General features: G+C 47.6%; 16 protein-coding genes and 2 pseudogenes. 2 read left to right on the forward strand and 16 right to left on the reverse strand.

Going from position 1 to position 21159, the window contains the following annotated elements:
• Nucleotides 1–21: 21 nt before the first annotated feature.
• The 11 genes from tssE to SAQUA_RS21255 all read right to left on the reverse strand — a co-directional run bounded on the left by tssE (nucleotide 22) and on the right by SAQUA_RS21255 (nucleotide 13093).
• Complete coding sequence (gene tssE, locus SAQUA_RS21205) at nucleotides 22–447, reverse strand: type VI secretion system baseplate subunit TssE (RefSeq protein ID WP_380671738.1); 426 nt, start codon at nucleotides 445–447, stop codon at nucleotides 22–24.
• A complete protein-coding gene (gene tssJ, locus SAQUA_RS21210) occupies nucleotides 447–986 on the reverse strand; it encodes a type VI secretion system lipoprotein TssJ (protein ID WP_380671736.1) in 540 nt (179 codons plus the stop codon). The genes tssE and tssJ overlap by 1 nt, the downstream gene beginning before the upstream one ends.
• Complete coding sequence (gene tssG, locus SAQUA_RS21215; RefSeq protein WP_380671734.1) at nucleotides 958–2043, reverse strand: type VI secretion system baseplate subunit TssG; 1086 nt, start codon at nucleotides 2041–2043, stop codon at nucleotides 958–960. The genes tssJ and tssG overlap by 29 nt, the downstream gene beginning before the upstream one ends.
• Nucleotides 2007–3770, reverse strand: coding sequence for a type VI secretion system baseplate subunit TssF (gene tssF / locus SAQUA_RS21220; protein ID WP_380671732.1), 1764 nt, complete (start codon nucleotides 3768–3770; stop codon nucleotides 2007–2009). Before tssF ends, tssG begins: the two co-directional genes overlap by 37 nt.
• A gap of 515 nt (nucleotides 3771–4285) precedes the next feature.
• Complete coding sequence (locus SAQUA_RS21225; protein ID WP_380671730.1) at nucleotides 4286–4711, reverse strand: hypothetical protein; 426 nt, start codon at nucleotides 4709–4711, stop codon at nucleotides 4286–4288.
• A 204-nt stretch (nucleotides 4712–4915) separates the two neighbouring features.
• On the reverse strand, nucleotides 4916–6070 hold the full coding sequence (locus SAQUA_RS21230) for a PAAR domain-containing protein (RefSeq protein ID WP_380671728.1): 1155 nt from the start codon (nucleotides 6068–6070) through the stop codon (nucleotides 4916–4918).
• Between the two features lie 98 nt (nucleotides 6071–6168).
• Entirely contained in the window at nucleotides 6169–9405 is a 3237-nt protein-coding gene (locus SAQUA_RS21235; protein WP_380671812.1) for an ImcF-related family protein, read from the reverse strand.
• Nucleotides 9406–9559: 154 nt separating this feature from the next.
• Nucleotides 9560–10780, reverse strand: coding sequence for a hypothetical protein (locus tag SAQUA_RS21240; RefSeq protein ID WP_380671726.1), 1221 nt, complete (start codon nucleotides 10778–10780; stop codon nucleotides 9560–9562).
• A gap of 5 nt (nucleotides 10781–10785) precedes the next feature.
• Nucleotides 10786–11043, reverse strand: a complete 258-nt coding sequence (locus SAQUA_RS21245; protein ID WP_380671724.1) for a PAAR domain-containing protein — start codon at nucleotides 11041–11043, stop codon at nucleotides 10786–10788.
• Between the two features lie 351 nt (nucleotides 11044–11394).
• Nucleotides 11395–12123, reverse strand: coding sequence for a hypothetical protein (locus tag SAQUA_RS21250; protein ID WP_380671722.1), 729 nt, complete (start codon nucleotides 12121–12123; stop codon nucleotides 11395–11397).
• 115 nt (nucleotides 12124–12238) lie between these two features.
• The gene (locus tag SAQUA_RS21255) at nucleotides 12239–13093 is read right to left on the reverse strand and encodes a hypothetical protein (RefSeq protein ID WP_380671720.1); all 855 of its coding nucleotides are present in this window, start codon (nucleotides 13091–13093) and stop codon (nucleotides 12239–12241) included.
• A gap of 152 nt (nucleotides 13094–13245) precedes the next feature.
• Between SAQUA_RS21255 and SAQUA_RS21260 the strand changes: the two are divergent.
• Nucleotides 13246–13588: pseudogene (locus tag SAQUA_RS21260) on the forward strand (transposase); the annotation flags it as partial.
• Between the two features lie 15 nt (nucleotides 13589–13603).
• On the opposite strand, the gene SAQUA_RS21265 reads toward SAQUA_RS21260, so the two are convergent.
• The 3 genes from SAQUA_RS21265 to SAQUA_RS21275 form a co-directional block, all read right to left on the reverse strand.
• Nucleotides 13604–13879, reverse strand: a complete 276-nt coding sequence (locus tag SAQUA_RS21265) for a hypothetical protein (RefSeq protein ID WP_380671718.1) — start codon at nucleotides 13877–13879, stop codon at nucleotides 13604–13606.
• Between the two features lie 228 nt (nucleotides 13880–14107).
• Complete coding sequence (locus SAQUA_RS21270) at nucleotides 14108–14995, reverse strand: lysozyme inhibitor LprI family protein (RefSeq protein ID WP_380671716.1); 888 nt, start codon at nucleotides 14993–14995, stop codon at nucleotides 14108–14110.
• Nucleotides 14995–17268, reverse strand: a complete 2274-nt coding sequence (locus SAQUA_RS21275) for a M23 family peptidase (RefSeq protein ID WP_404413100.1) — start codon at nucleotides 17266–17268, stop codon at nucleotides 14995–14997. Before SAQUA_RS21275 ends, SAQUA_RS21270 begins: the two co-directional genes overlap by 1 nt.
• Nucleotides 17269–17284: 16 nt before the next feature.
• Here SAQUA_RS21275 and SAQUA_RS21280 point away from each other — a divergent pair.
• Nucleotides 17285–17475: pseudogene (locus SAQUA_RS21280) on the forward strand (IS630 family transposase); the annotation flags it as partial.
• A 972-nt stretch (nucleotides 17476–18447) separates the two neighbouring features.
• Here SAQUA_RS21280 and SAQUA_RS21285 read toward each other — a convergent pair.
• Both SAQUA_RS21285 and SAQUA_RS21290 read right to left on the reverse strand, forming a co-directional pair.
• On the reverse strand, nucleotides 18448–18906 hold the full coding sequence (locus tag SAQUA_RS21285) for an XAC2610-related protein (RefSeq protein ID WP_380679144.1): 459 nt from the start codon (nucleotides 18904–18906) through the stop codon (nucleotides 18448–18450).
• Nucleotides 18907–18911: 5 nt separating this feature from the next.
• Nucleotides 18912–21152, reverse strand: coding sequence for a M23 family peptidase (locus tag SAQUA_RS21290; RefSeq protein ID WP_404413101.1), 2241 nt, complete (start codon nucleotides 21150–21152; stop codon nucleotides 18912–18914).
• Nucleotides 21153–21159 lie beyond the last annotated feature (7 nt).

Below are 21159 nucleotides of genomic sequence, written 5' to 3' on the forward strand. Positions count from 1 at the left end.
TATGAGGTTATTGCGGGGGGCTCAGAGGTAGTTACGCTGTTTCAGGTGGCGGACCATGACCCGCCCCTCCGGCATGAACGCGGTGCCAAAACGCACCAGCCCGCGCCCTTTCAGTTCGGCATCGATGCCGTATTCCAACTGCCCCGGCGTGCTTGGCGGGAGCAAGACGATATTCAGGTTTTTGAGCCGCGGCTCGTATTTGAGCAAGGTTTCGCACAGGGTGGTGAGCAGGGCGTGCGCCGTACCGGGCATCCCCTGCAGAATGGTGCTCATGTCCGGCAGCCCGTAATCCGGCAGATGGCTGAGCGTACCGGCGCGGCAGTTGAAAATACGCTGCATATTGTCGAGCACGGACAGAATAACCTGGTCCTCTTCACTGACCAGATGCAGCTCGAGGCCACCGCTGAAATTACCCAGCAGTTGTTCGTAAAGTGAGGGTTGCGGCATCACTTTTTCTCCGGCAACAGCGTCAGGCTGTTATTACCCAGTTCCAGGGTACGGGGTTTATCAGGATCCAAATCCTCCCGCGTCAGGAGCAAACGCCAATGATTTTTTTCCATATCAGGGTGACGGAACAGGCCAACAATGGCGACAAATCTGGCCTCATTTTCCAGGGGCATATCGAGCGTTGCCGCCGTGCCGGGCTTGACCACCACATTGCGGCTGGCCAGCAGGTCCGCTTTCAGGGCTTCATCCCCGTCTCCCGTTAGTTGTTGATACACCGTTTTCAGGAACAGCTTGTCATCGCGCAACTGATAAATCCGAACCAGCACCGGTTCAGAGGCGGAATTCGCTTCACGGGCGTCGGTATTCAGCGCTTCGCGAGCGGTAAAATCCAGATGCAGGACTTTTACCTGCTTGTAAAACAGCGATTTAGTTGCAGATACGGTGCTGTCCGTCACCGTCTGCGTTAGCCCACAGCCCCCCAGTAACAGTGCCAGGGCAGGCAGACCGATTTTACTTTTCCAGGCGGTAGTTAATAACACGGCGTGTTCCTTCTTCATGCGTGTAAGGTGCCATACCACGATAGTGGCCCAGCTCCATGGTGAAATGGTCGGGAAGATCGTCAGCCGGGACGTCATCATCAAGGCCCAACACAGCTGTCAGACCCAGCCTTATTGGCGTATCACCCAGCATCGGTACCGGCAGCAAACGGATCGGAACGGTCAGTTGAATTTGCGCGGTATAACGCCATCCCAGGTATACCCGCAACAGCACCAGAAAATCGGCATGCAGCGGCCCTTCCGGTAGCCAGCCGCGGGATTCCTCAGCATTTTCGGTGTACAGGGAAATCAGCAGTTGGCTGTTGGCATCGGTGGCTTCATCACCCAGTACCGTAAAGCCGTCCAACCAGTTCATCCCCTCATCGGCAAAGGCCATCGGCGAGGCAATGCGTACCTTACGTAAACAATGGGGTGTCACGTCCACCTGAGTACCGGGTGCCAGCAACCGCACCAGCATCTGAACCCCCTCAGCCGTTCTCCCCGGTTGACGCATGGCCCCCAGCAACGCCAGGAAGCGTGACGAGGGGGTGGCAAAATGCTGCTGTGTACCAGGGATCCCCATGCCAATAAGCCCCAGCAGGCTCTGTGAAGTGGGATCTTTGCCACCAGATTCAAACGTCGCCGGATACGAATACTTGCGCCAGATGCGGTAAAACTGGGTCATGATCCGGTGGTTGAAGATATCGAGGAACCCCTCTAGCACCTCATGCCCTTCGCGCTGCTGGGTAATGTCATCGATATAGATGGTGGGCAGCGGCGAGTCCACGCCATACAGCCCCATAAAAGTGGTGCGAACGGTCGGTGGTGCATGGAGGTCGTCCTCTTTTATTTCCAACGCTTTCAGTTCGCTGACCGGGAAGCCCATGCCCGGGTGGGGGCGAAAGCGCACCGGATCGTCCATCGGGCTGGCCGTACTGCCAAGCGGCGGCCTGCCGGGCTTCTCCAGCAACTGACAAAAACGGTAAAAGTTGATCTGTCCGATATCCCGCTTTAGCCTGGCCGTCAGCCGGGAATGCGTGGGGGATGATTCTCTTCCCATTCCAGACGTTCTCCTGTCGGTTGTAGTATCAGGGTCAGACGATTAAACAGATGAATATCGGTATACAGTGCAAAGAAGCGGCTGAGCATTTCACCGAACAGACAGATGTCACCAGTGCCAGCAAAACCGTTGCTGTCGAGAGTAATTTCAATATGTACCCCACGCAGCAGATAGCCCCGCTCGACGCGCTCAATCTCGCGGTGTTTCACCTCGGCGATGGCGTCCAGCCGACGACGGTTCATTTCGTTCTCGGTCCAATCATATAAGGCCAACGTCCCGCGCAGCACGTCGGCACTATCCATCATCCACAGGAAACTGCTGCCCAGATGGCTCAGCACCCGCCAGTGAAAACGATCGCGGTTGGGCGGGTAACACGGCATCGATGGCGCAGACAGGTTGCGAACCCGGACATTGGCTCCCGTTGACTTCACTACCGTATCCAGCACGGTGCTTTGTAGCGCTTTACGGGGTAATTGCCCATTGGTACCAGTCAGGCTCAGGGAGAGGTTTTCATTATCCGGCACCGTGTGGTTATCGAACGCCTCTCCGCCCAGTACCAACCAGGTGTCGTGCAGGCCCGATGGCCCACGCTTGACGCGGGTGTGGTAGTAATATTCCGGCGCATTGTGGCGCAACATGCCGCCTTTGTGTCGGAAGCTGGTGAAAGGCACATACACCTGATGGCCCGAATGCCGGGAGGAAATCACCGAGTCCACCGAGTAAATCTCGGTGTAGCCGTCCTGAACGCGCATCGGGCGCAGCAGGTATTCAGTCTGTAAAGAGGACAGCGACAATGGGTCGGACTCCAGCGGGAACAGGTTGATGACCGGAACGCAGTGCAGACGCAGGTGTTTTTCGGAGAAGGTAAAGTCATGCTCCCAGCGCCTCTCCAGCACAACGTCAATCTCAAACCCGTCAAGATCGGCAGGCAGTTCAACCTTGTCTAACCCGTTAAGCCCCACAAACATGAACTTTTCGCGGAAGGTGAAATATTCCAGCAGCAGTTGATAACCGCTGAACGCACTGTCGCCCTTCGGCCACAGTGTCTGTTTCTCGTCAAACCCCAGTGGCGCAAAAAAGCCGTCCAGCGGCTGACGGTCAGTCTGCCCCGGCAGGCGTAGCCACAACGAGGCGGTATTGAGGGTAAAGGCTTCGTGCAAGGCACAGGCCAGCGGCGCATCGGCATCAAAATAGAGCGGCAGTTCGCTCAGATTGACCGTGCTCCAGTCGGCCAGTTCACTACAGCTAAAGCGCAGGCGGATCACCGAACGTCCATCGGGTTCGGTATCCAACAGGGCGCGGTTCAGGGTGAGCGGCAGCAGATCTATGTCCTGCGTGGTGGAGTAACGGCAGCGTGTTCCCTGTTCGCCAATCGGCCGGGAGATCACTTCAAAGCCCTTGCTCACCACCATACGCTCTTTCATGCCCTGCCATTCCGGGGTGAATTCCACAATCGACAGAGAGGGGATGGTGCGCAGGTAGTGCGGCCACAGCAGGCTGACCAGCCCTTCGGTCAGTTCCGGTAGGTCGTCGTCGAGCTTTTCGCGCAGGCGGCCCATCAGGAAAGCAAAGCCTTCAAACAGGCGTTCCACATATGGGTCACGAGCGCCGTTTTTATCCAGGTTGAGTGCCGCCGCGCGGTCGGGGTGCGCACGGGCAAACTCTTCGCCCGCCTCGCGCAGATAACGCATTTCAGCGTCAAAATAACGCAGGGTTAAGTCGTCCATTAGGATCCTCAATTAAGGAGTATATATTTCGTGGAGATTAGGCTGTGTACCTTAATTGCCCGTGGTGCCGTCGCAGACCCAAAAGCCCGTTATCAAGGCGGAGGGTGAAGGACAGAGTGGCCCTCTGTTCAAGCCCGACAACACAGAGAATGGGCTTTTGGCGCGCGCCCCTTCGGGCTGGGGCCATTTGCACGCATTGCTGCGTTGCTCACCGCTTATTTGGTCCACCAAACCTCACGGCTCACGCCTTGCTCTGCGCGTAAATGACCGCCAGCGGCGCTCGCGTGCAATTAAGGGACACAGCCTAATATCGGATTTGCTTTTCGCGAAAGCTTCTATTTTATTTCACAACATGACGGAATTGCCTTTTAATAAAAAACTCCCCTACTCTTTTCTCCATTCTTTTGTTTTAGGGGTGTTTTCGACAAATTCTCGGGCATTCAATACGTTATCTACTAGGGTAACCGATTATTTATTAGTTAATTATCTTTGTGGTTGATGTATCTCTAATATCATCAATCACTACATTTTGAGGCGTCAATAGCATATTTTGTTGCCATGCCAGGGGTCCAACCCATTGGTACCCCTTGGCATCTAGTGTATCCTTGATTATTCAAATGCTCTTTATATAAAGTGGAAAACAAAATCATTAATACAACTATTAAAACCAATGATAAAAAAGAAAAAACCATCAACTGTTTACCTAGCTTAATAGATACTTTACGTCCATATATAATTACAGGAACAACCATCAATAAAAAAGGCATTACTACCAATGGAGAAAGTGCGGCAAAAAAACTCCATGCAGAAAAAACGAAAACAGGCATTTTATGCAAGTATCCGAAAAGTGACTCAAAGGCAAAAAAAGAAATAATCAATGACAAAAAAGTAAAAAAAACAAAACCTAGAAATGCTAGAAACCTATGCTTTAAATTGTACATATTAATATACCTGAGGTGTTACTTCATTAATTGCTGAGCGTAAATATTTAATGATTTTCTCTTCTAAAACCTCAACGCCAGTGTCCAACATTTTCTCTGCGTACATTGCACCTATACTCTAAATAATTCGAGTTGCATGTAGGCGGCAAGACCGAGAGTCGCCAGGAGCATAGCCCACTATGTGACTGGTGCGATTGGTCGCAGCTAACACCCATGCAACTTGAAGTATGACGAGTATAAATCCCAAACACCATTTTCCATCTCTCTTGCTTTCCAAACAAATTCTTGTTGAGCTGCCTCTATATATTTGACCACTTTGTCTGTTATTCCAAATTTCTCATCCATCGTATTGAGGATCCACGCAGTGCCAAAACCAAAAGCAACAACAATAACCAATGGCCCAACGACAAAGGGTGTCACTGAAACGAGTGCACCAGCCCCCCAAACTACAGCGGAGACAATACCAACTTTTGCTACGTCGGTAGCAAGGCTACCAATAAACATAGCTAAGGTAGTTTGATCATTTAAAATGTAATCAACAGTTCGATAAGCAGCAGCCACATATATAGTTAACCGTGCCCCCTCTATTACGGATTTTGCTAATCCATACCTCCCGATCCCAATATCTACAACTTTCGGATTTTTTAATGAAAACACGGGGGCATTTAATACTTTACGGACCCCTGGGTAGCCCGATATTTTGATAAGCTCAGTACCTTTGTGATTTACAAAAACTGTAGCTTTGATACCAAAGCTACCCAACTTTGCTATTAAAATCGATGTATTAATCGCATCTCGCCCATTTAGCCCATAGTTCACAACGATTTGCCCTGGACCAGATTGCGTAATCTGGACCCATCCTTTCTTAAAAACACTCCAACAAGCTAAGATTTCGTAACTCTCTTTTGCCGTAAGTAGCATCACATCCTGATTTTGTGCTTCGAGCATTGCTCGTATACGATCGTCAGGAAACTTACATGTATTAATTAACGCAGTTGCAGGATAATCAGGTACATAATCTGGTTCTCTTTTTTCCCCTGTCACATAAGGCGACAACACAGGCCGTTTTGCCTGCTCCACCCCAAACTCATACGTATCATTCATCATCGACGGAATAAAACTCGCCTGGCACGGGCAACTGCTTTTGCTGTGCAGCGTACCGGCGAATTTGCGGCCCATCACTGAATCCCCCGGGATATGGCCGACGATGATGTACATGCCTGGATGTTTGCCGCAGGTAACGCGATCTTGCTCACGGGCAATCGCTTTGCCAAACAATGTGTGGGAGGGGTCACCTTCGATGATAATGCCACCGCAGGTAGTTTTATCCTGTACCACCAGGTAATAACCTTTTGCCATTGGAGTATCCTTAATGTCGAGTCAACTACACAGCACTTACGCTCACACTGGGGCTTCACCAAAACGATCAATGAGCCATTCTTGCCAATGCTTTATCATTAGCGGGCTCGGTCAACGGCTGGCTCCCGGGCATGCTGTACCTGGAAGATGGTTGTCGGCAGCGTAAAATTACGCAACTGCAGCAACCCCAGCGGGCCCTTGCCCAGCTCCGTGCGCAATATCCATTGCAAAGGATGCTTGTCCGGGGTGGTAAAGGTGAGTTGGTAACGCCCTTCCTCCAGTTTCTTTCGCTTCGCCTGCTCAAGCCAGCGGATAAAGCCCCAGGTGCCCTGATAGTCACCGTACAGACGGGCACCGGCCTTAACACCCGTCCAGGTCAGCATGGCACCGGGTTTATAGGTTTCCCCCGGCCAGCGGAAGCTTTGCCAGCTTTCCATCTGGTTGAAGTAATGGAGTTTCTGGCCGTCAATCGACAGGTGGGTTTCCACCACGTCTGGCACCGGGCGTGCCAGCAGTTCAAAGCGTAACCCCTGGCTGCCATCGGTAAACAGGATGTCAGAAATCTGGCTCAACTGATTAATAGCGGTCAGGAATTCAGGATTAAAGGTCAGCCCTTGGCTATTGACCTTATCCGGTACCCAGCGGTTGCCTTCTTTATGCAGCACGCCACTCAGTTGCCGAGTCAGAAAGCTGTCGATGCGCCCACTATCTTTGCGGATGAAGTCGGCCAGCATAGGCAATGAGGCATCGCTGGTACTCGCTGCAAATGGATAGCGCCCTTCAAAGGCTGATTTCCAGTTCGCCACGATGGCATCTTTCCACTGTTCGTTCAGGCTGGCTGACGACGGTTGCAGCACGATTTCCCACGCCTGAGCCAGCGGCTGAACAAACAGGCTCTGCCCGAAGTGGCTCCACTCTTCACCCAGGCTGGCAGCTATCAGACTGCCGTACTCCTGAGTGTCGGTCAGGTCGACGCTTTTGCCCTGAAAGACGGTCTGTGCCAATACCTGTGTCATGGCATGCGGGTCGGCAGCACCTGCAACTTGCTGGAGTTTCAGACGCACACGTGTGACGCGGGTGAGCAAAGTCTGCAGGCTGAGCGAACTATCGGACGACATCATGGTCTGCGCATTACCTTTACCCATTAGGGCCAGTAACGGACCAAAGGTCTCATCCAGCGGGCCAACAGGGCCACTGGCGTGCTGGTCTATCACCGGCTGTGCCTCTTTGGTTATAAGGGCCTTTGCCGATTTCACCAGTGAATCAGACAGGGCCTGTTTCTGCTGCCCAGCCTGCCCTTGCCAGGCCAGCGTATTCATCAGAGCAATCAGCGGCGATTGGCGAACATCACTCATTAGGGTGAGTTGATCGATAACGTCGGAGAGGTTTCTCGCTTCGTTCCAGCGCAGGCTGTTGAGAAAACTCAGCCAGGCACCGGCAAAGTCGGTGAAATAACGTTCGGTCAGACGCTTTTTCAACGCTTCCGGTGAAACGTCATCAGTAATGGTGCGGCGATTATCGCTTAGCACCCAGTCAATCTCTTCACGGCGGGAAGTAACAGCCTGGTCTATCGCCTGCTGGATTTGCTCATCCCATGCCTTGCGAGTGAACATGCCGGGAACAAGCTCGGCCGTGTGAAACAGGCGCTTCGCGTCGGTACCGCCGGTCATATCGGCCAACGTCATGTCGGCATAATTGCGGCGCACCGACAGCATCATGTTTTCATACAGCGTGCTGTCGGCGTTGCGCTGGCCAATTTCCCCCAGCAACACCTGCCGCACTTGTGTAACCAGGGCTTTGTCCGGTTTGATTGCCCAGCCTGGCTGGGTGGGTAGGTTATGGATATAGAACTGCCACAGGTCCGGTGCCAGGCTTTGCCACAACCCCGGAGAAACTCCCGGACGTGTCGGTTCGGTGGTTGCCATAACCTTGGCGAAGAAAGCTGCATCTGCCTTTTCCGGATGAGCCATCATCAGGTACGCTTTCAACTGGTCATACCCCGAGGCCGCCAAAGTGGCTCGATTCGGGCTTTTGGCTGGCAAGTTGGCCAACTCGCCCAGCTTCTGCTGCAAGCTTTCTGCTGCCGCCTGTCTGATCAATCGATTATTGGCCTGACCGTACCATGGCATCAGAGTGTTGAGCAGTTGAGTATTGTGATCCAGACCGAATCGCTGATACCAGGGGGCTCCTTTCGCCACACGAACCTGCAGACGGCCAATGTCATTACGCAATGCCTGCAAGGCGAGCAGTTGCTCATTCGAGATGGGTTGTGGTTTCGCCAGATGCTGCACCTGTTCAGCGGCAGAGAGCATCTGATGCCGGTTAACGGCAAATGACACCACGCTGCCCGCCCCCCACAACACCGTTAAGGCCAGCAGGCTGTAACACAACGTCTGCTCCCACGGCCAGCCAACGCGGCGGCCACCTGCGGAACGGCAATCTTCCAGCACGCCTAGCCAACTGGCCGGGGCGCTCCAGGTTTTTTCATGTATCTCGTTAGCGGACAGCGGGCCGGCGGGCAGACTGAACATCAACCCGCGCAGCGGAATGCGTGTGCCATAGTCCGCTAGCCATGGCGTCAACACCTGCCGCCAGCGCACCGCCCCATCGTGCTCTAAAGACTGCGCCAGCCGCAGCAGAAAATCATGCTGGGGGGTAGTACAAACCTGCTGCATGCCCTGTTCGCGCAAGGTGGGGATTAATGAACGTAACTGATGCTCAATACTCTCTGGGGTGGCCCTGGGGGCAAAGACCGCGCCGACCGGCTGCGTCACCCGCTCATCCTGCGGCCAGTCGCTTTCGCACACCTGCCACAGATAGACCGGCGGTTGATAGCGCAGTGTTTCGCCGACGGTTTCCAACGTGCGCAACCCGTCATCTATCCACGAAGACAGGCGGCTCTGTGCCTGAGTGACAGCCCAGACCACACCGTCCAGTGGGCGGCTGCGGCGCAGTGTGCGCCATGCGTACAGTTGGGACTGGTTATTTTGCGCGTGCAGGCAGCCTCCGTGCAGCAAGACGGTACGCTGCCCCTCCTGCCAGCCCTGTTCCGCCAGGGTAGGGGCCAGGGCGGCGATCTGCTCAGGTTCGCCCACCACCATCAGCAACCGCACTTTATAACGCCAGAACAGACCGTAACGGCGGCGCAGGCGGTTTTTTAGCAGCGCCGTCTCGTTTTGTAATGGCGGGGAGGCTTGTGCATTTTTTTCTGCTTCAGGGGTATCATCACCTTTCAGCGCTTGCCGTTGTATTTCATAGGCCTGGCGACCTGCACGACGGACTGCTGCATAATAAAACGTCAATAGCAACAGGAGGAGAAAGGCACCTCCGGGAATTCCCCATTGCCAGAAACGGTATGTGTCGCTACCGGGGGGGATACCCAAAACCTCCGGTTGGCGCCAGAGCAGCCAACTCAAGGCAGCAGTTATCAGTAATACAACCACGACCAGTGGCCAAAAGTAAGAACGAGTCCAGGTGCGCGTCACTGCGTCATCTCCTTCGGGGTAAAAGGGGGGAAACCACGGTACTCCATATGCCAATGTCTGGCGCGGCCCCCCCACTGAAAATAAACTGGGGAGCCTGTGTCAACCGGACCGCCTGGGTGGCAGCAGCAATCGCCAGCCAAGGAGCCACACAACCGAGATACCCCAACGAGGACCCCATGTCATAAACGCCCTGCTCGCGCGTCACCGGAAACGCCACCGTTTCCATCACGGTGCTGAGCGAGGTGGTACTCTCCTCGGCCAAGCCCGAAAGCCACACATGGCAAAGCTCCCCAGAGGTAAGTGGCACCCAGTCCAAAGCCTGACGGACACCGTATTCCAGCCTGGCTTCGTTGGCGAATTCAGGACGGTGCAGATAAGCCAACGGGGGCAACGTTTTTTGAGTCAACCGGTTGCCGAAAATCAGCCCTACGACCGATTCGGCGGTCATCTCTGGTTGCGGAGGGTGTATCTGCAACGCCACCACAACCAGGAGTGCTTCCTCATGAATATGGTTATCCAGCCAGTCATCTACCCCCGACAATCCCATACCATCAACCCGACTCATTGAGTGAACAATATCCGCATCGTCCCAGGCGGCCTGCCACACCTGCTGTAATGCCTCGTCAGATAATGCCGTATCAGATTCCCATATCAGCTTTAGAGGAAGGGCTTCGTCCAGAGGGGCCAATGTTTCAGCAAACGTGGTGAACACCGAAAATAGCAGACGTTGCGTCATCACTTCCGATGACTCTCCCTCAAACTGCGGCAACCGGCTATGCCGCACTGCGGCCTGACCTTGCCAGGAGGGTTGTGATAACAGGGCATTTTCGTTTTGCATCAGGGCAGAAAGCTGAGCATCAGGATTTTCCTCATCGGTATGTGCCGTGTGTAATACCGCCGCCAACACCTGAAGCGAACGGCGGCCTTGTCGGGTTTGCTGTAACAACACCTGCCAACGGCGTTCATCCCAACCATCGGCCACCAGATGCTGACCGGCATAGACCAGCCAGCGTCCCGCAACCAACAAACCCCAGAACAGCGAGGGGATCCCCAGGGCCAGTAGCCAGTAAAGTAACGGCTGACGCCCCACGGACTCTCCCCCCCGCAATGCAGTCGCCATCACCCCGACCAACAGGAAACAGGGAAAAACGCCCAGCCAACGCCGCCAGCGGATTGGCGCAGGACGCGGCGCCAATCCGGGCAGTCGATCCAATCTGACAGGCATAAGGATTAGCTCGCCGTGGCTTGGGAGAGTGAAGAAATCAGCGTGCATCCACAGGCACACCGATGGCCGTGAAAGGCCACCGGGATCCCGTGATCACAAAACGTAGCGTGCCCCTCGCTGATCACAGTATCTCGGTGTTGGGGACAAGAAACCGGATCCCCGAGACGGGCAACACCAATACCACCAAATTTCATAGTGGACGATCCCGCTGTGACCGTACCGCCGTGGGTGGTTTTATCACCGATACGAATAATTCCTTTCATCGTTTTATTTCCCGTATATTACGTTGAAATTAATATGAAAAAACAGGCTTGCAGATATTTTTTAATAAAATCTGATTTTTAAACAATGGTTACTTTTATTCTAAAGTATCGTTTTATATGCTATAATGAGTTTATTATGCACAATTTTTTAATACTGACTCTCCCGTAAGGGAAAATAGTTGATTGGGTTTATCAATTGTAAAAAATACGCCCATATTACAATAGCCGTTAGTACCAGAACTGAATCACAACAGGGACAATGAACATTGGCCATAAATAAACTTCAAAAGACAGTATCATGTATAAGATTCAAACGATTAGAGCCATCACCAAAAGCCCACTAATAAAATCTTAATAACTCTTATTTAACTCATCAGGAACTAAATATCTCTCTTCTTTAGGTGAATAATCTATAAGATATTTTTTATTCACTTTCTGTTCACCCACCTTTCCAATGGAAGTGATCGTTAAAGGGTAATATTTCAAATATTTTTGATGATCATCTATAATTATAGTATTTTCTATTTTTTCAGAACTAACTCTCGTATCAGGAACTGCCGAATCTACAAATTCGGTGTTATCCCTAAGCGATGTCCATTCAGCAATTTTCTTCAACACATGGCCAGAAATAATAGATAGGTTATCATGAGCCTGTGAATATCCTTGATTCGGGTTTCGTTCACTATAGGTAAAATGAATTGCTTTTTCAGCATTACCGATATCAACCACTCCTAAAAAATCAGCCCCTACATTCTTTTCTGACACGAGTAATATATATCCACCAACAGTTTTTTGCATTATATAAACATCTGTCGGAGGGGGAGTATTTACAATATTTTCTTGCCACATATTCGGGCACATTACAATAATGAATTGTTGGCGTTGGGGATTAAAAAAATCATTATGGCATAGTGTATAATCTGAAACATTAGCATCACTATCTTTCTTACGCCATGGATATTCATTATTGTCACTTTTTAGATAAAAATGACCAATCATAGAGTCAATTGATGAATATAACTGTTGAGCATTTACGAAGAAAGAGACTGAGAGCAACATTAAAAAAATCAACTTATACATATATAATAGCCTTTTGTGATTTATCCATGAATTGACTATCATTGATAGCAATAAATAAAGCCCTAATTACTACAGTAACTATCGCCTTTGAGTATTTCTCAAAAATAAATATTTATTACTTTCTCCTTAACTGATTAGACTCCGGATTTTCCATAGTAAACTGGCCTTTCGAGTCCGGAAATTTCATTTCTGTCAGTATTGCAAGAGCACTACCATAGGCACAACATCTAGCATCAAAACCATTTAGTCGTTGAGAATACGTATCATTAAGCTTACTTGGGAGATTGACGATAGCACTAGCTTGCCAAAATGCAGTACTCCGGTAATATACATTACTGCCCTTATTTGTTGCAATGCTCTGACGTTCCAGAACATGAGCCTTATCTGCATGCTTTGCCATTCCAGATTTACACCAATAAAATCCTGCACTGTCTGCTGGCTCGAAAACACCACTTTTCAGTTCATCACGCCAACTAATAATCTCTGGAGTTAATCCAGGATAGCGTTCAACGTGTAAGGAGGTGTCATTATCTCTAAGCCTACTATTTCCTTCCAATCGTTGATAAGCTGTCACGAGTGAATTACGCATAGCTTGCGGATACTGACGTCCACGGAAGGTAAAATAGTTTATAGGATTGGTCAACTGTAAAAAACCACGCCCATACCAAGGGTAATACCAGATATTATAAGACTCCCACGCATTGGTTAGTGCGTTTCTGCGTTTATATATATACCCCTCTTCGGTTTTCCCCATCCACTGTGTTTCCTGAATAGCATTACCCAGAAAACACGCCATTCGCAGCGGCGTATTAATGCAATACTTTCTCATTATAATATTTAATTGAGGATAGTGCCGGGAGAAAATTGAATTAGCACCTTCGTTGACATTCACATTCTCCCAAACAAAACTTCCATTTTGCTTCCTCATACCATGCAGAGGGATAGTCTGTTTAAATTCAGCCTTACTCAACCACAAACACTTCCTAAAATGCGTAATAAACTCTCGCGGTTCAAAGTGTCAGACCCGCCCAGAGGGTAAACCCAGCGCTTCGGTGTCAAAACATAATGCCTTGATATGCGCCAACAATTCCGCCTCATTCACCTGCACGGCTGTCGATGCAAGGCAGCAGCAAAAACTCGGGGTTATTTATCGACTTGTTGAAACACCTCAAGGGGACGTATCGGCGGGCAAAAAGCATCACCCTGATCGTTGATAATTACATCATCCATATAAAGTCGAGAAACGCTTCAGTGGCTGAAGAAGAACCCTAAATTTACTGTTATTTATCAACCCGTCTACTCGCTATGGGTGAACCACGTAGAACGGTTATGGCAGGCATTACATGACACGATAACTCGGAATCATAGCTGCCGTTCGATGTGGCAATTACTGAAAAAGGTACGCCACTTTATGAAAACGGTCAGCCCATTCCCTGGTAGGAAGCACGGTCAGGCAAAAGTGTAGCGGTATTAGGATCAGCTATTTAGGATCAGACCAATAATGTAAAGATACACGTGAAATTCTATTATCAGAGTATTGTATCCCTTGTACCAAATCAGGCAAAGGTATACTACCTTGAAATTTTCCATATTTTTGATAATTTTCTGGCCAAGTTAATTGCATCATACCCCGCCCATAGAAAACTTGATAAAATTCCATAGCAGGACTAACCCAGCCTCTTCTAGGATCCCCCCGACCTTTACCTAACTCAGTCACAGTTTGCACTAACATCGTTTCTGTATAAATCTGACCCAAAAAAACACTTCTACGCTCTGGACTTAAAATCAAATATTTATTACAACAACGATTAAAATGCTCGGTATATTTTGTCCATCGAGAGAATGCTGCATCTCAGGTAATTGTAGTGTTTCTTACTGAGCCTGGGTATCCTGTGTATACATTTCTGGGTAGTAAAGCTGCTACCTCACGTTGACTCAGCCATCCACACTACCTAAGTTAGAGAAAAAGTCCCAGATCAGATAATTAAAGAAACCTTAATGTTTCGATTATATGAAAAGTTCGTGAATCATTACCAATGATACCTTGAGTATCCGCTACAACGGTATTTTTTCCATTACTAATCACACCACTAAAACAGTCACCACCTGCAGCATGAAATCCAAAATCATCATTAATACCGCAAGTTATTAATACTTTCATTCCTTGCCAATTATTGAAGCTAAAGTGCTCTACCTCTATAGGTTCAGACTGCGCAGGAGCTGGAAATGCTATCCATTTCCCATCACTATATTTAAAGCCAGCCTCTTTTACTGCATTTTCCTTTAATCCACCATTGACTACTCTAAATGCTATCACATAATCACTATAAGGCATTTTTTGGGGTTTATCTAAAATAGCTATACAATTTTTACCATAATCCTGAGGGCAAGAACCAATTTTATATTCATTCGGATAGGAAAAACTGACACCTAATGTTTTATCAGTATATTCCTTCCAACCTTTTCTTGGCACCATGCTGAGTTGATACTGACGGAGATTATAAGATTGACTAATACAGTCAACAGTTTGACATTTATTTCTGATGGTGAGCCAATCACGTTGAGTTTGACGCAGCGCATGAAGGTCAACAGCATCTTTAATAAGACTCTTGTAAGTATCACTCAATGTATAATCTAATTTAATGAGGTTATCACTACTGCATATTAGTTTTTCTACTAATACATCAGCTTTTTGACAATTAAAACTAGCAGCAGAGGCCATATAGTTAAATGAAGCAATGAATATTAGTAAAAAAAACTTAAGAATTGTTTTTTTTACTATATTTTCACCATAGCAATAAATTAATGGTAAATTCTCTTTTTTTATATAAATATAAAATGAAAACTTTGAGATAAGGGGTTGAACTTTCATTAATCTCTCCGTAATTGATTGGATTCTGGTTTTTCAAATGTATATTGACTATTCCCATCGGGAAATTTCATTTCTGTCAATATTGCAATGGCATTGCCATAGGCACAACAACGAGCATCAAATCCATTTAACCCGCGATAATGAGGTTCATTAATACGACCAGGGAGGTTAACTGCTGCGCTAGTCTGCCAGAAAGCTAGACTCCGATAATAAATATTACTCCCCCGATCCGTTGCAATAACCTGACGTTCCAGAATATGCTCTTGGTCAGCATATTTTGCCATGCCAATACTACACCAATAAAAACCAGCGCTATCTGCTGGTTCAAAAGCACCGGATTGCACTCCATCTCGCCAACCGATCACCTCTGCTGATAAATCAGGGTGGTTTATGTCATATAATGTTCTATCGTCTCGCCTAATCACCTCATTCCCCTGTGCTAGCCGGTTATAAGCTGCAACAAGTGCATTACGCACAGTTTGCGGATACTGACGTCCACGGAAGGTAAAATAGGAAAAATAGTTTATAGGATTAGTCAACTGTAAAAAACCACGCCCATACCAAGGGTAATACCAAATATTATACGACTCCCACGTATTGGTTAGTGCGTTTCTGCGTTTATATATATACCCCTCTTCGGTTTTCCCCATCCACTGTGTTTCCTGAATAGCATTACCCAGAAAACACGCCATTCGCAGCGGCGTATTAATGCAATACTTTCTCATTATAATATTTAATTGAGGATAGTGCCGGGAGAAAATTGAATTAGCACCTTCGTTGACATTCACATTCTCCCAAACAAAACTTCCATTTTGCTTCCTCATACCATGCAGAGGGATAGTCTGTTTAAATTCAGCCTTACTCAACCACAAACACGTCCTAAAATGCGTAATAAACTCTCGCGGTTCAAAATGCCAGACCCGCCCAGAGGGTAAACCCAGCGCTTCGGTGTCAAAACATAATGCCTTGATATGCGCCAACAATTCCGCCTCATTCACTCGCACGGCTGTCGACGCAAAGTAGGCATCCGCAAGCAGAGCCGGCACGCCCTCCGGCCTGGTGCACAAGATATCATAGGCTTTTTGGAGCGCCGAGCTGCTCATCGGTTTTAACCAGTTGTAGCGTGACTCGACCGTCGCCACGTTCCATTCCAGCGGAAAGTGGCAAATCGTTCGGCTCAATTTATCGTCCGTACGGCACAGAATGCTCAGGGAATTACATTGGCTGTTGTTATCAACATCATCGTCGACCAGCAGCCACCCCATCCAGTGTGGAAAATCTCCGTCGCTGAACTTTTTGATTTCACTGGCCGCCAGATTGACCCAGCCTTTGCCTCCCGGATAGTTGACGGTACGCCACAGCGGTGCGTTGGCTGGCACCAGAGTTTCATGCTCGGTATTAATCACCCGTCCAAAACGCAATAACTCATAACCGGCACTTGGGCTGTCGGGATATAAATCAAGCGCGGTTTTATAAAGATTATATTCATAATCCGCCCCATCCGCGTTAACCAACACCTCCCCCACTGCCGTGTAACCATTTTGGGGAGCCTTGGCTTTCTGCCGGGTGGTCATGCTGCAACTGCCTTTCTCAAAATGCATAGTCACGTACAGCGGTTCGCTACTTTTATACCGTGCGCTTTCTCTCGGCGTTAACCCGTTATTCGACGGTCTTGTCGGGTAAAATGGCGTCCCGGCAGGCAGATAAAAATGCATATCGCCATACACAATATCACTGCGACCGTCCTTGCTGATATCCAGCTCCGGCGTCGTGCGCCCCACCAGTTTTTGCAGATTGGCATCATCGCAGAATATCTGGAAGTGAATACCATTTCGACCATCAATCTTTCCCACCTGGCCCAGTGGGTCTTTGCGATAAACCCTGGCCCCCTGTTTCACTTCACTTTTGATACTCCCCATGTGCATATACAGGGAATAATACTCGACGTTACCTACCTCACCGCTGCCTATTTCAGTCTCATGCTTGAGCAGCACGTAGCCAAAATCTGTGCCCCCGTTGTAGTTCAAGGGCGGTTTATCCCGTTTTTCCAGGCTGGGTTGGCGCAACGAAATCACCGTACCATCTGCAATCGCGCGGATATACTCCACCTTGACGCCCATATCGCTGTGCAACAGATGCACCCCACCGTGCCAGGCATGATGACCGTTAAGCGGATAATTGCGTTGAACATCAATCGGCACCATCCGCTCTACCCAATCGGCATCACTTTCCCCACGGTTCTGATCACGTAATCTCGGAGGACTGATAATCATTGTTCTGTACCTTAATAGCCCGAATATAAATGCTATTGAACGGCTGTTGAAAATGATGGATGAATACGCACGGAAAAATTGCTATTTTCCCAGTAAACACGATGTGTGGGATGCGATTTTCAATTTTCTACCTCCCTCCCAGAAATAGCAAGCTCGTTGATAACCAGAATTAACGATATCTTTCAGGTGTTAAAAAATGCATTTTGAGTCTTATTGGATATATAGTCATTATTTTAAAGCACCATCATTTAAAATATATTAAGTATATTTGAATAATGAGTGGCAATGCAAATAAACCCCATCCGGCCACTATTTCATATACTATACACTTTCAACTCAACCTCATTTAACCAACTAATAATAAACCCTTGGCTTTGATATCCATATTATTTCCAGTCTTTATCTTTTACGCATTATTTAAAAAGATCCTGACCATCAGGATCAAAATTTCCCTGTGCTGTAGCCACTCCCCCAGCATTAGCATTCTTAATAAAACCAGGGTCACTACCAATATATATCATCAGATTTCATTAGAAAATCAACATCAAGGCCCCCCTTACTAAAACCAATCCTTTTAAAAACCCTTTGCTTTGACAAATAAAATAAAATCACAGCACTATTCTGCTGGTTACTCTCATTAATTTTTATTGGGTACTCTCATAAAATCAATCTATCCCCAGAGAAATTAACATTATAAACTATCAAATTTACATCTATTTTAAGATGGAAACACCCCCAAGTTTTTAATTTTAACATCGCTATCTCCCGACTTATCAACAATAAGCCAAGAGGCGAAACTACAACCTAAAAAAATAACACACTGACAATAACGTCAAGCATGGAATTATAATTTTTTTTCTCATATTAATTAATCCTATCCATTAAAATTTTAGATATCCTAACAGGATATTTCCATCATTCTACATCGGCATTATGCCCACCATTAATAGAGTATGTCACCGTTCTTGAATGTTCAAAACTAACATCCCCTTCAATAATAGTTTTATTAGGCCTGGCTTCTGCCGTCCAATACCAACCTAAAATGTACGACAGGATCATTGGTACTTTCATTGAACAAACGTATTAAATTTGATGCGGTATCAACTCATTGAATACACGATCTGACTCTGCTACCAACCTTACCTGTATTAAAGTTAACACAATAATAAATCTTCATAACTAAATCTTAGGCGGCTTAGTGATACACAACATAGGTTGATTATCCTGATAGTAAGTACTCATTATCACTTTCTTTTTTTTATCGATCCTTATATTTATAAACTCATCGCCACATGACGGATATATTTCAATGAAATCATTTAGTTTAACGGAAAATAAAAAAAACCTATAAATATAATACACCCCCATACCATCATCTATATGAACGATGGAAAAATCCTTCTTTCCATCGAAATTAAAATCACCGACTATTAGATTGATTTTTTTTACCGTATCAACGCTAATTTCTTTTGCGTGATTAACATTGCCATCATCAATATGATAGGAAACATGCCTATTACTGATACGCATAGAAGCTTTATGTTGGTTATCAATATTAAAAATAACCTCATCAGAAGCTAAAGCCAAATTACATAATATAGCCTTAATGAATATAAAAACAAAAAAAATCAATCTCATAGAAATCACCCTGGACATTTCATATTTGCTTGAACAGCTTTCTTAGGACTAGGTGGAACTATATCCACAATTTCTGAGTTAGCAGTATCATCAGTAAGGAATCTTAGCATATATACTGTATATGCTTGGCGTTCATAGTATCCATTACCTCCACCATTCACTAGCCTATTAACAGACCCTATATTAGCAGATGAATAGCCTTTATCTGAAATTCTGTTTATAGAATACCCTTCAGAAAATTTTTTCGATACCCAATAAAGCCCACCGGAATCACAAGAAGAATAAATATCTTCAGCAACAAAATCCGGATCATATCTAGGGAACCACTTTATTTGGCAACCACCATCATTAGGGTGTGCAGTATAATGAAGTGATGCTTGTGTTATTCTTGGACTAGTTGGAGTTAAACGTTCGATATAATCACCAGAAACATCTGGTAGCTTTCGATAATCTCCGTAAGTTCTATAATTACTAGCCCAAGTCAGCTGCATTATTCCTCGACCATAAAATGCAGTATAAAACTCAGTTGCGGGATTCAATGGAGAATAGGCACCGAATCCCCATTCGTGCATAAGTCTTTTATTACCACCAATATTTCTCCATTGAGCTGTTTCAAGAAGAACCTGAGACAAAAATATAGCAATTCTATTTTTATCACCACCTATATACTTTCTTAAACACTGATTCAAAGAAGGCGTATGATTCTTTATACGCCGTATTGCTTCACTTCTACTCAATACATAAGTTTGACCATTTTTTGTGATTGCAGTTCTTGTATTACCCGTCGATGTATAAAACATGTATTTAGGAAAAGTTGATGCCAACTCTTCAATGCTAAGCCACCCACACGTCCTAAAATGCGTAATAAACTCTCGCGGTTCAAAATGCCAGACCCGCCCAGAGGGTAAACCCTGCGCTTCGGTGTCAAAACATAATGCCTTGATATGCGCCAACAATTCCGCCTCATTCACCTGCACGGCTGTCGATGCAAAGTAGGCATCCGCAAGCAGAGCCGGCACGCCCTCCGGCCTGGTGCACAAGATATCATAGGCTTTTTGGAGCGCCGAACTGCTCATCGGTTTTAACCAGTTGTAGCGTGACTCGACCGTCGCCACGTTCCATTCCAGCGGAAAGTGGCAAATCGTTCGGCTCAATTTATCGTCCGTACGGCACAGAATGCTCAGGGAATTACATTGGCTGTTGTTATCAACATCATCGTCGACCAGCAGCCACCCCATCCAGTGTGGAAAATCTCCGTCGCTGAACTTTTTGATTTCACTGGCCGCCAGATTGACCCAGCCTTTGCCTCCCGGATAGTTGACGGTACGCCACAGCGGTGCGTTGGCTGGCACCAGAGTTTCATGCTCGGTATTAATCACCCGTCCAAAACGCAATAACTCATAACCGGCACTTGGGCTGTCGGGATATAAATCAAGCGCGGTTTTATAAAGATTATATTCATAATCCGCCCCATCCGCGTTAACCAACACCTCCCCCACTGCCGTGTAACCATTTTGGGGAGCCTTGGCTTTCTGCCGGGTGGTCATGCTGCAACTGCCTTTCTCAAAATGCATAGTCACGTACAGCGGTTCGCTACTTTTATACCGTGCGCTTTCTCTCGGCGTTAACCCGTTATTCGACGGTCTTGTCGGGTAAAATGGCGTCCCGGCAGGCAGATAAAAATGCATATCGCCATACACAATATCACTGCGACCGTCCTTGCTGATATCCAGCTCCGGCGTCGTGCGCCCCACCAGTTTTTGCAGATTGGCATCATCGCAGAATATCTGGAAGTGAATACCATTTCGACCATCAATCTTTCCCACCTGGCCCAGTGGGTCTTTGCGATAAACCCTGGCCCCCTGTTTCACTTCACTTTTGATACTCCCCATGTGCATATACAGGGAATAATACTCGACGTTACCTACCTCACCGCTGCCTATTTCAGTCTCATGCTTGAGCAGCACGTAGCCAAAATCTGTGCCCCCGTTGTAGTTCAAGGGCGGTTTATCCCGTTTTTCCAGGCTGGGTTGGCGCAACGAAATCACCGTACCATCTGCAATCGCGCGGATATACTCCACCTTGCCGCCCATATCGCTGTGCAACAGATGCACCCCGCCGTGCCAGGCATGATGACCGTTAAGCGGATAATTGCGTTGAACATCAATCGGTACCATCCGCTCTACCCAATCGGCATCACTTTCCCCACGGTTCTGATCACGTAATCTCGGAGGACTGATAATCATTGTTTTG

It is taken from the genome of Serratia aquatilis (assembly GCF_044865145.1).
Classification (GTDB): Bacteria; Pseudomonadota; Gammaproteobacteria; order Enterobacterales; family Enterobacteriaceae; genus Chania; species Chania aquatilis.

Excerpts from the sequence above, each read along its gene's own strand:
- SAQUA_RS21285 (WP_380679144.1), bottom strand. The coding sequence starts at position 18,906 with ATGAGATTGATTTTTTTTGTTTTTATATTCATTAAGGCTATATTATGT.
- SAQUA_RS21245 (WP_380671724.1), bottom strand. The coding sequence starts at position 11,043 with ATGAAAGGAATTATTCGTATCGGTGATAAAACCACCCACGGCGGTACG.
- tssF (WP_380671732.1), bottom strand. The coding sequence starts at position 3,770 with ATGGACGACTTAACCCTGCGTTATTTTGACGCTGAAATGCGTTATCTG.
- tssG (WP_380671734.1), bottom strand. The coding sequence starts at position 2,043 with ATGGGAAGAGAATCATCCCCCACGCATTCCCGGCTGACGGCCAGGCTA.
- SAQUA_RS21250 (WP_380671722.1), bottom strand. The coding sequence starts at position 12,123 with ATGTATAAGTTGATTTTTTTAATGTTGCTCTCAGTCTCTTTCTTCGTA.
- SAQUA_RS21275 (WP_404413100.1), bottom strand. The coding sequence starts at position 17,268 with ATGATTATCAGTCCTCCGAGATTACGTGATCAGAACCGTGGGGAAAGT.
- SAQUA_RS21270 (WP_380671716.1), bottom strand. The coding sequence starts at position 14,995 with ATGAAAGTTCAACCCCTTATCTCAAAGTTTTCATTTTATATTTATATA.
- SAQUA_RS21225 (WP_380671730.1), bottom strand. The coding sequence starts at position 4,711 with ATGTACAATTTAAAGCATAGGTTTCTAGCATTTCTAGGTTTTGTTTTT.
- SAQUA_RS21230 (WP_380671728.1), bottom strand. The coding sequence starts at position 6,070 with ATGGCAAAAGGTTATTACCTGGTGGTACAGGATAAAACTACCTGCGGT.
- tssE (WP_380671738.1), bottom strand. The coding sequence starts at position 447 with ATGCCGCAACCCTCACTTTACGAACAACTGCTGGGTAATTTCAGCGGT.
- SAQUA_RS21240 (WP_380671726.1), bottom strand. The coding sequence starts at position 10,780 with ATGCCTGTCAGATTGGATCGACTGCCCGGATTGGCGCCGCGTCCTGCG.
- SAQUA_RS21290 (WP_404413101.1), bottom strand. The coding sequence starts at position 21,152 with ATGATTATCAGTCCTCCGAGATTACGTGATCAGAACCGTGGGGAAAGT.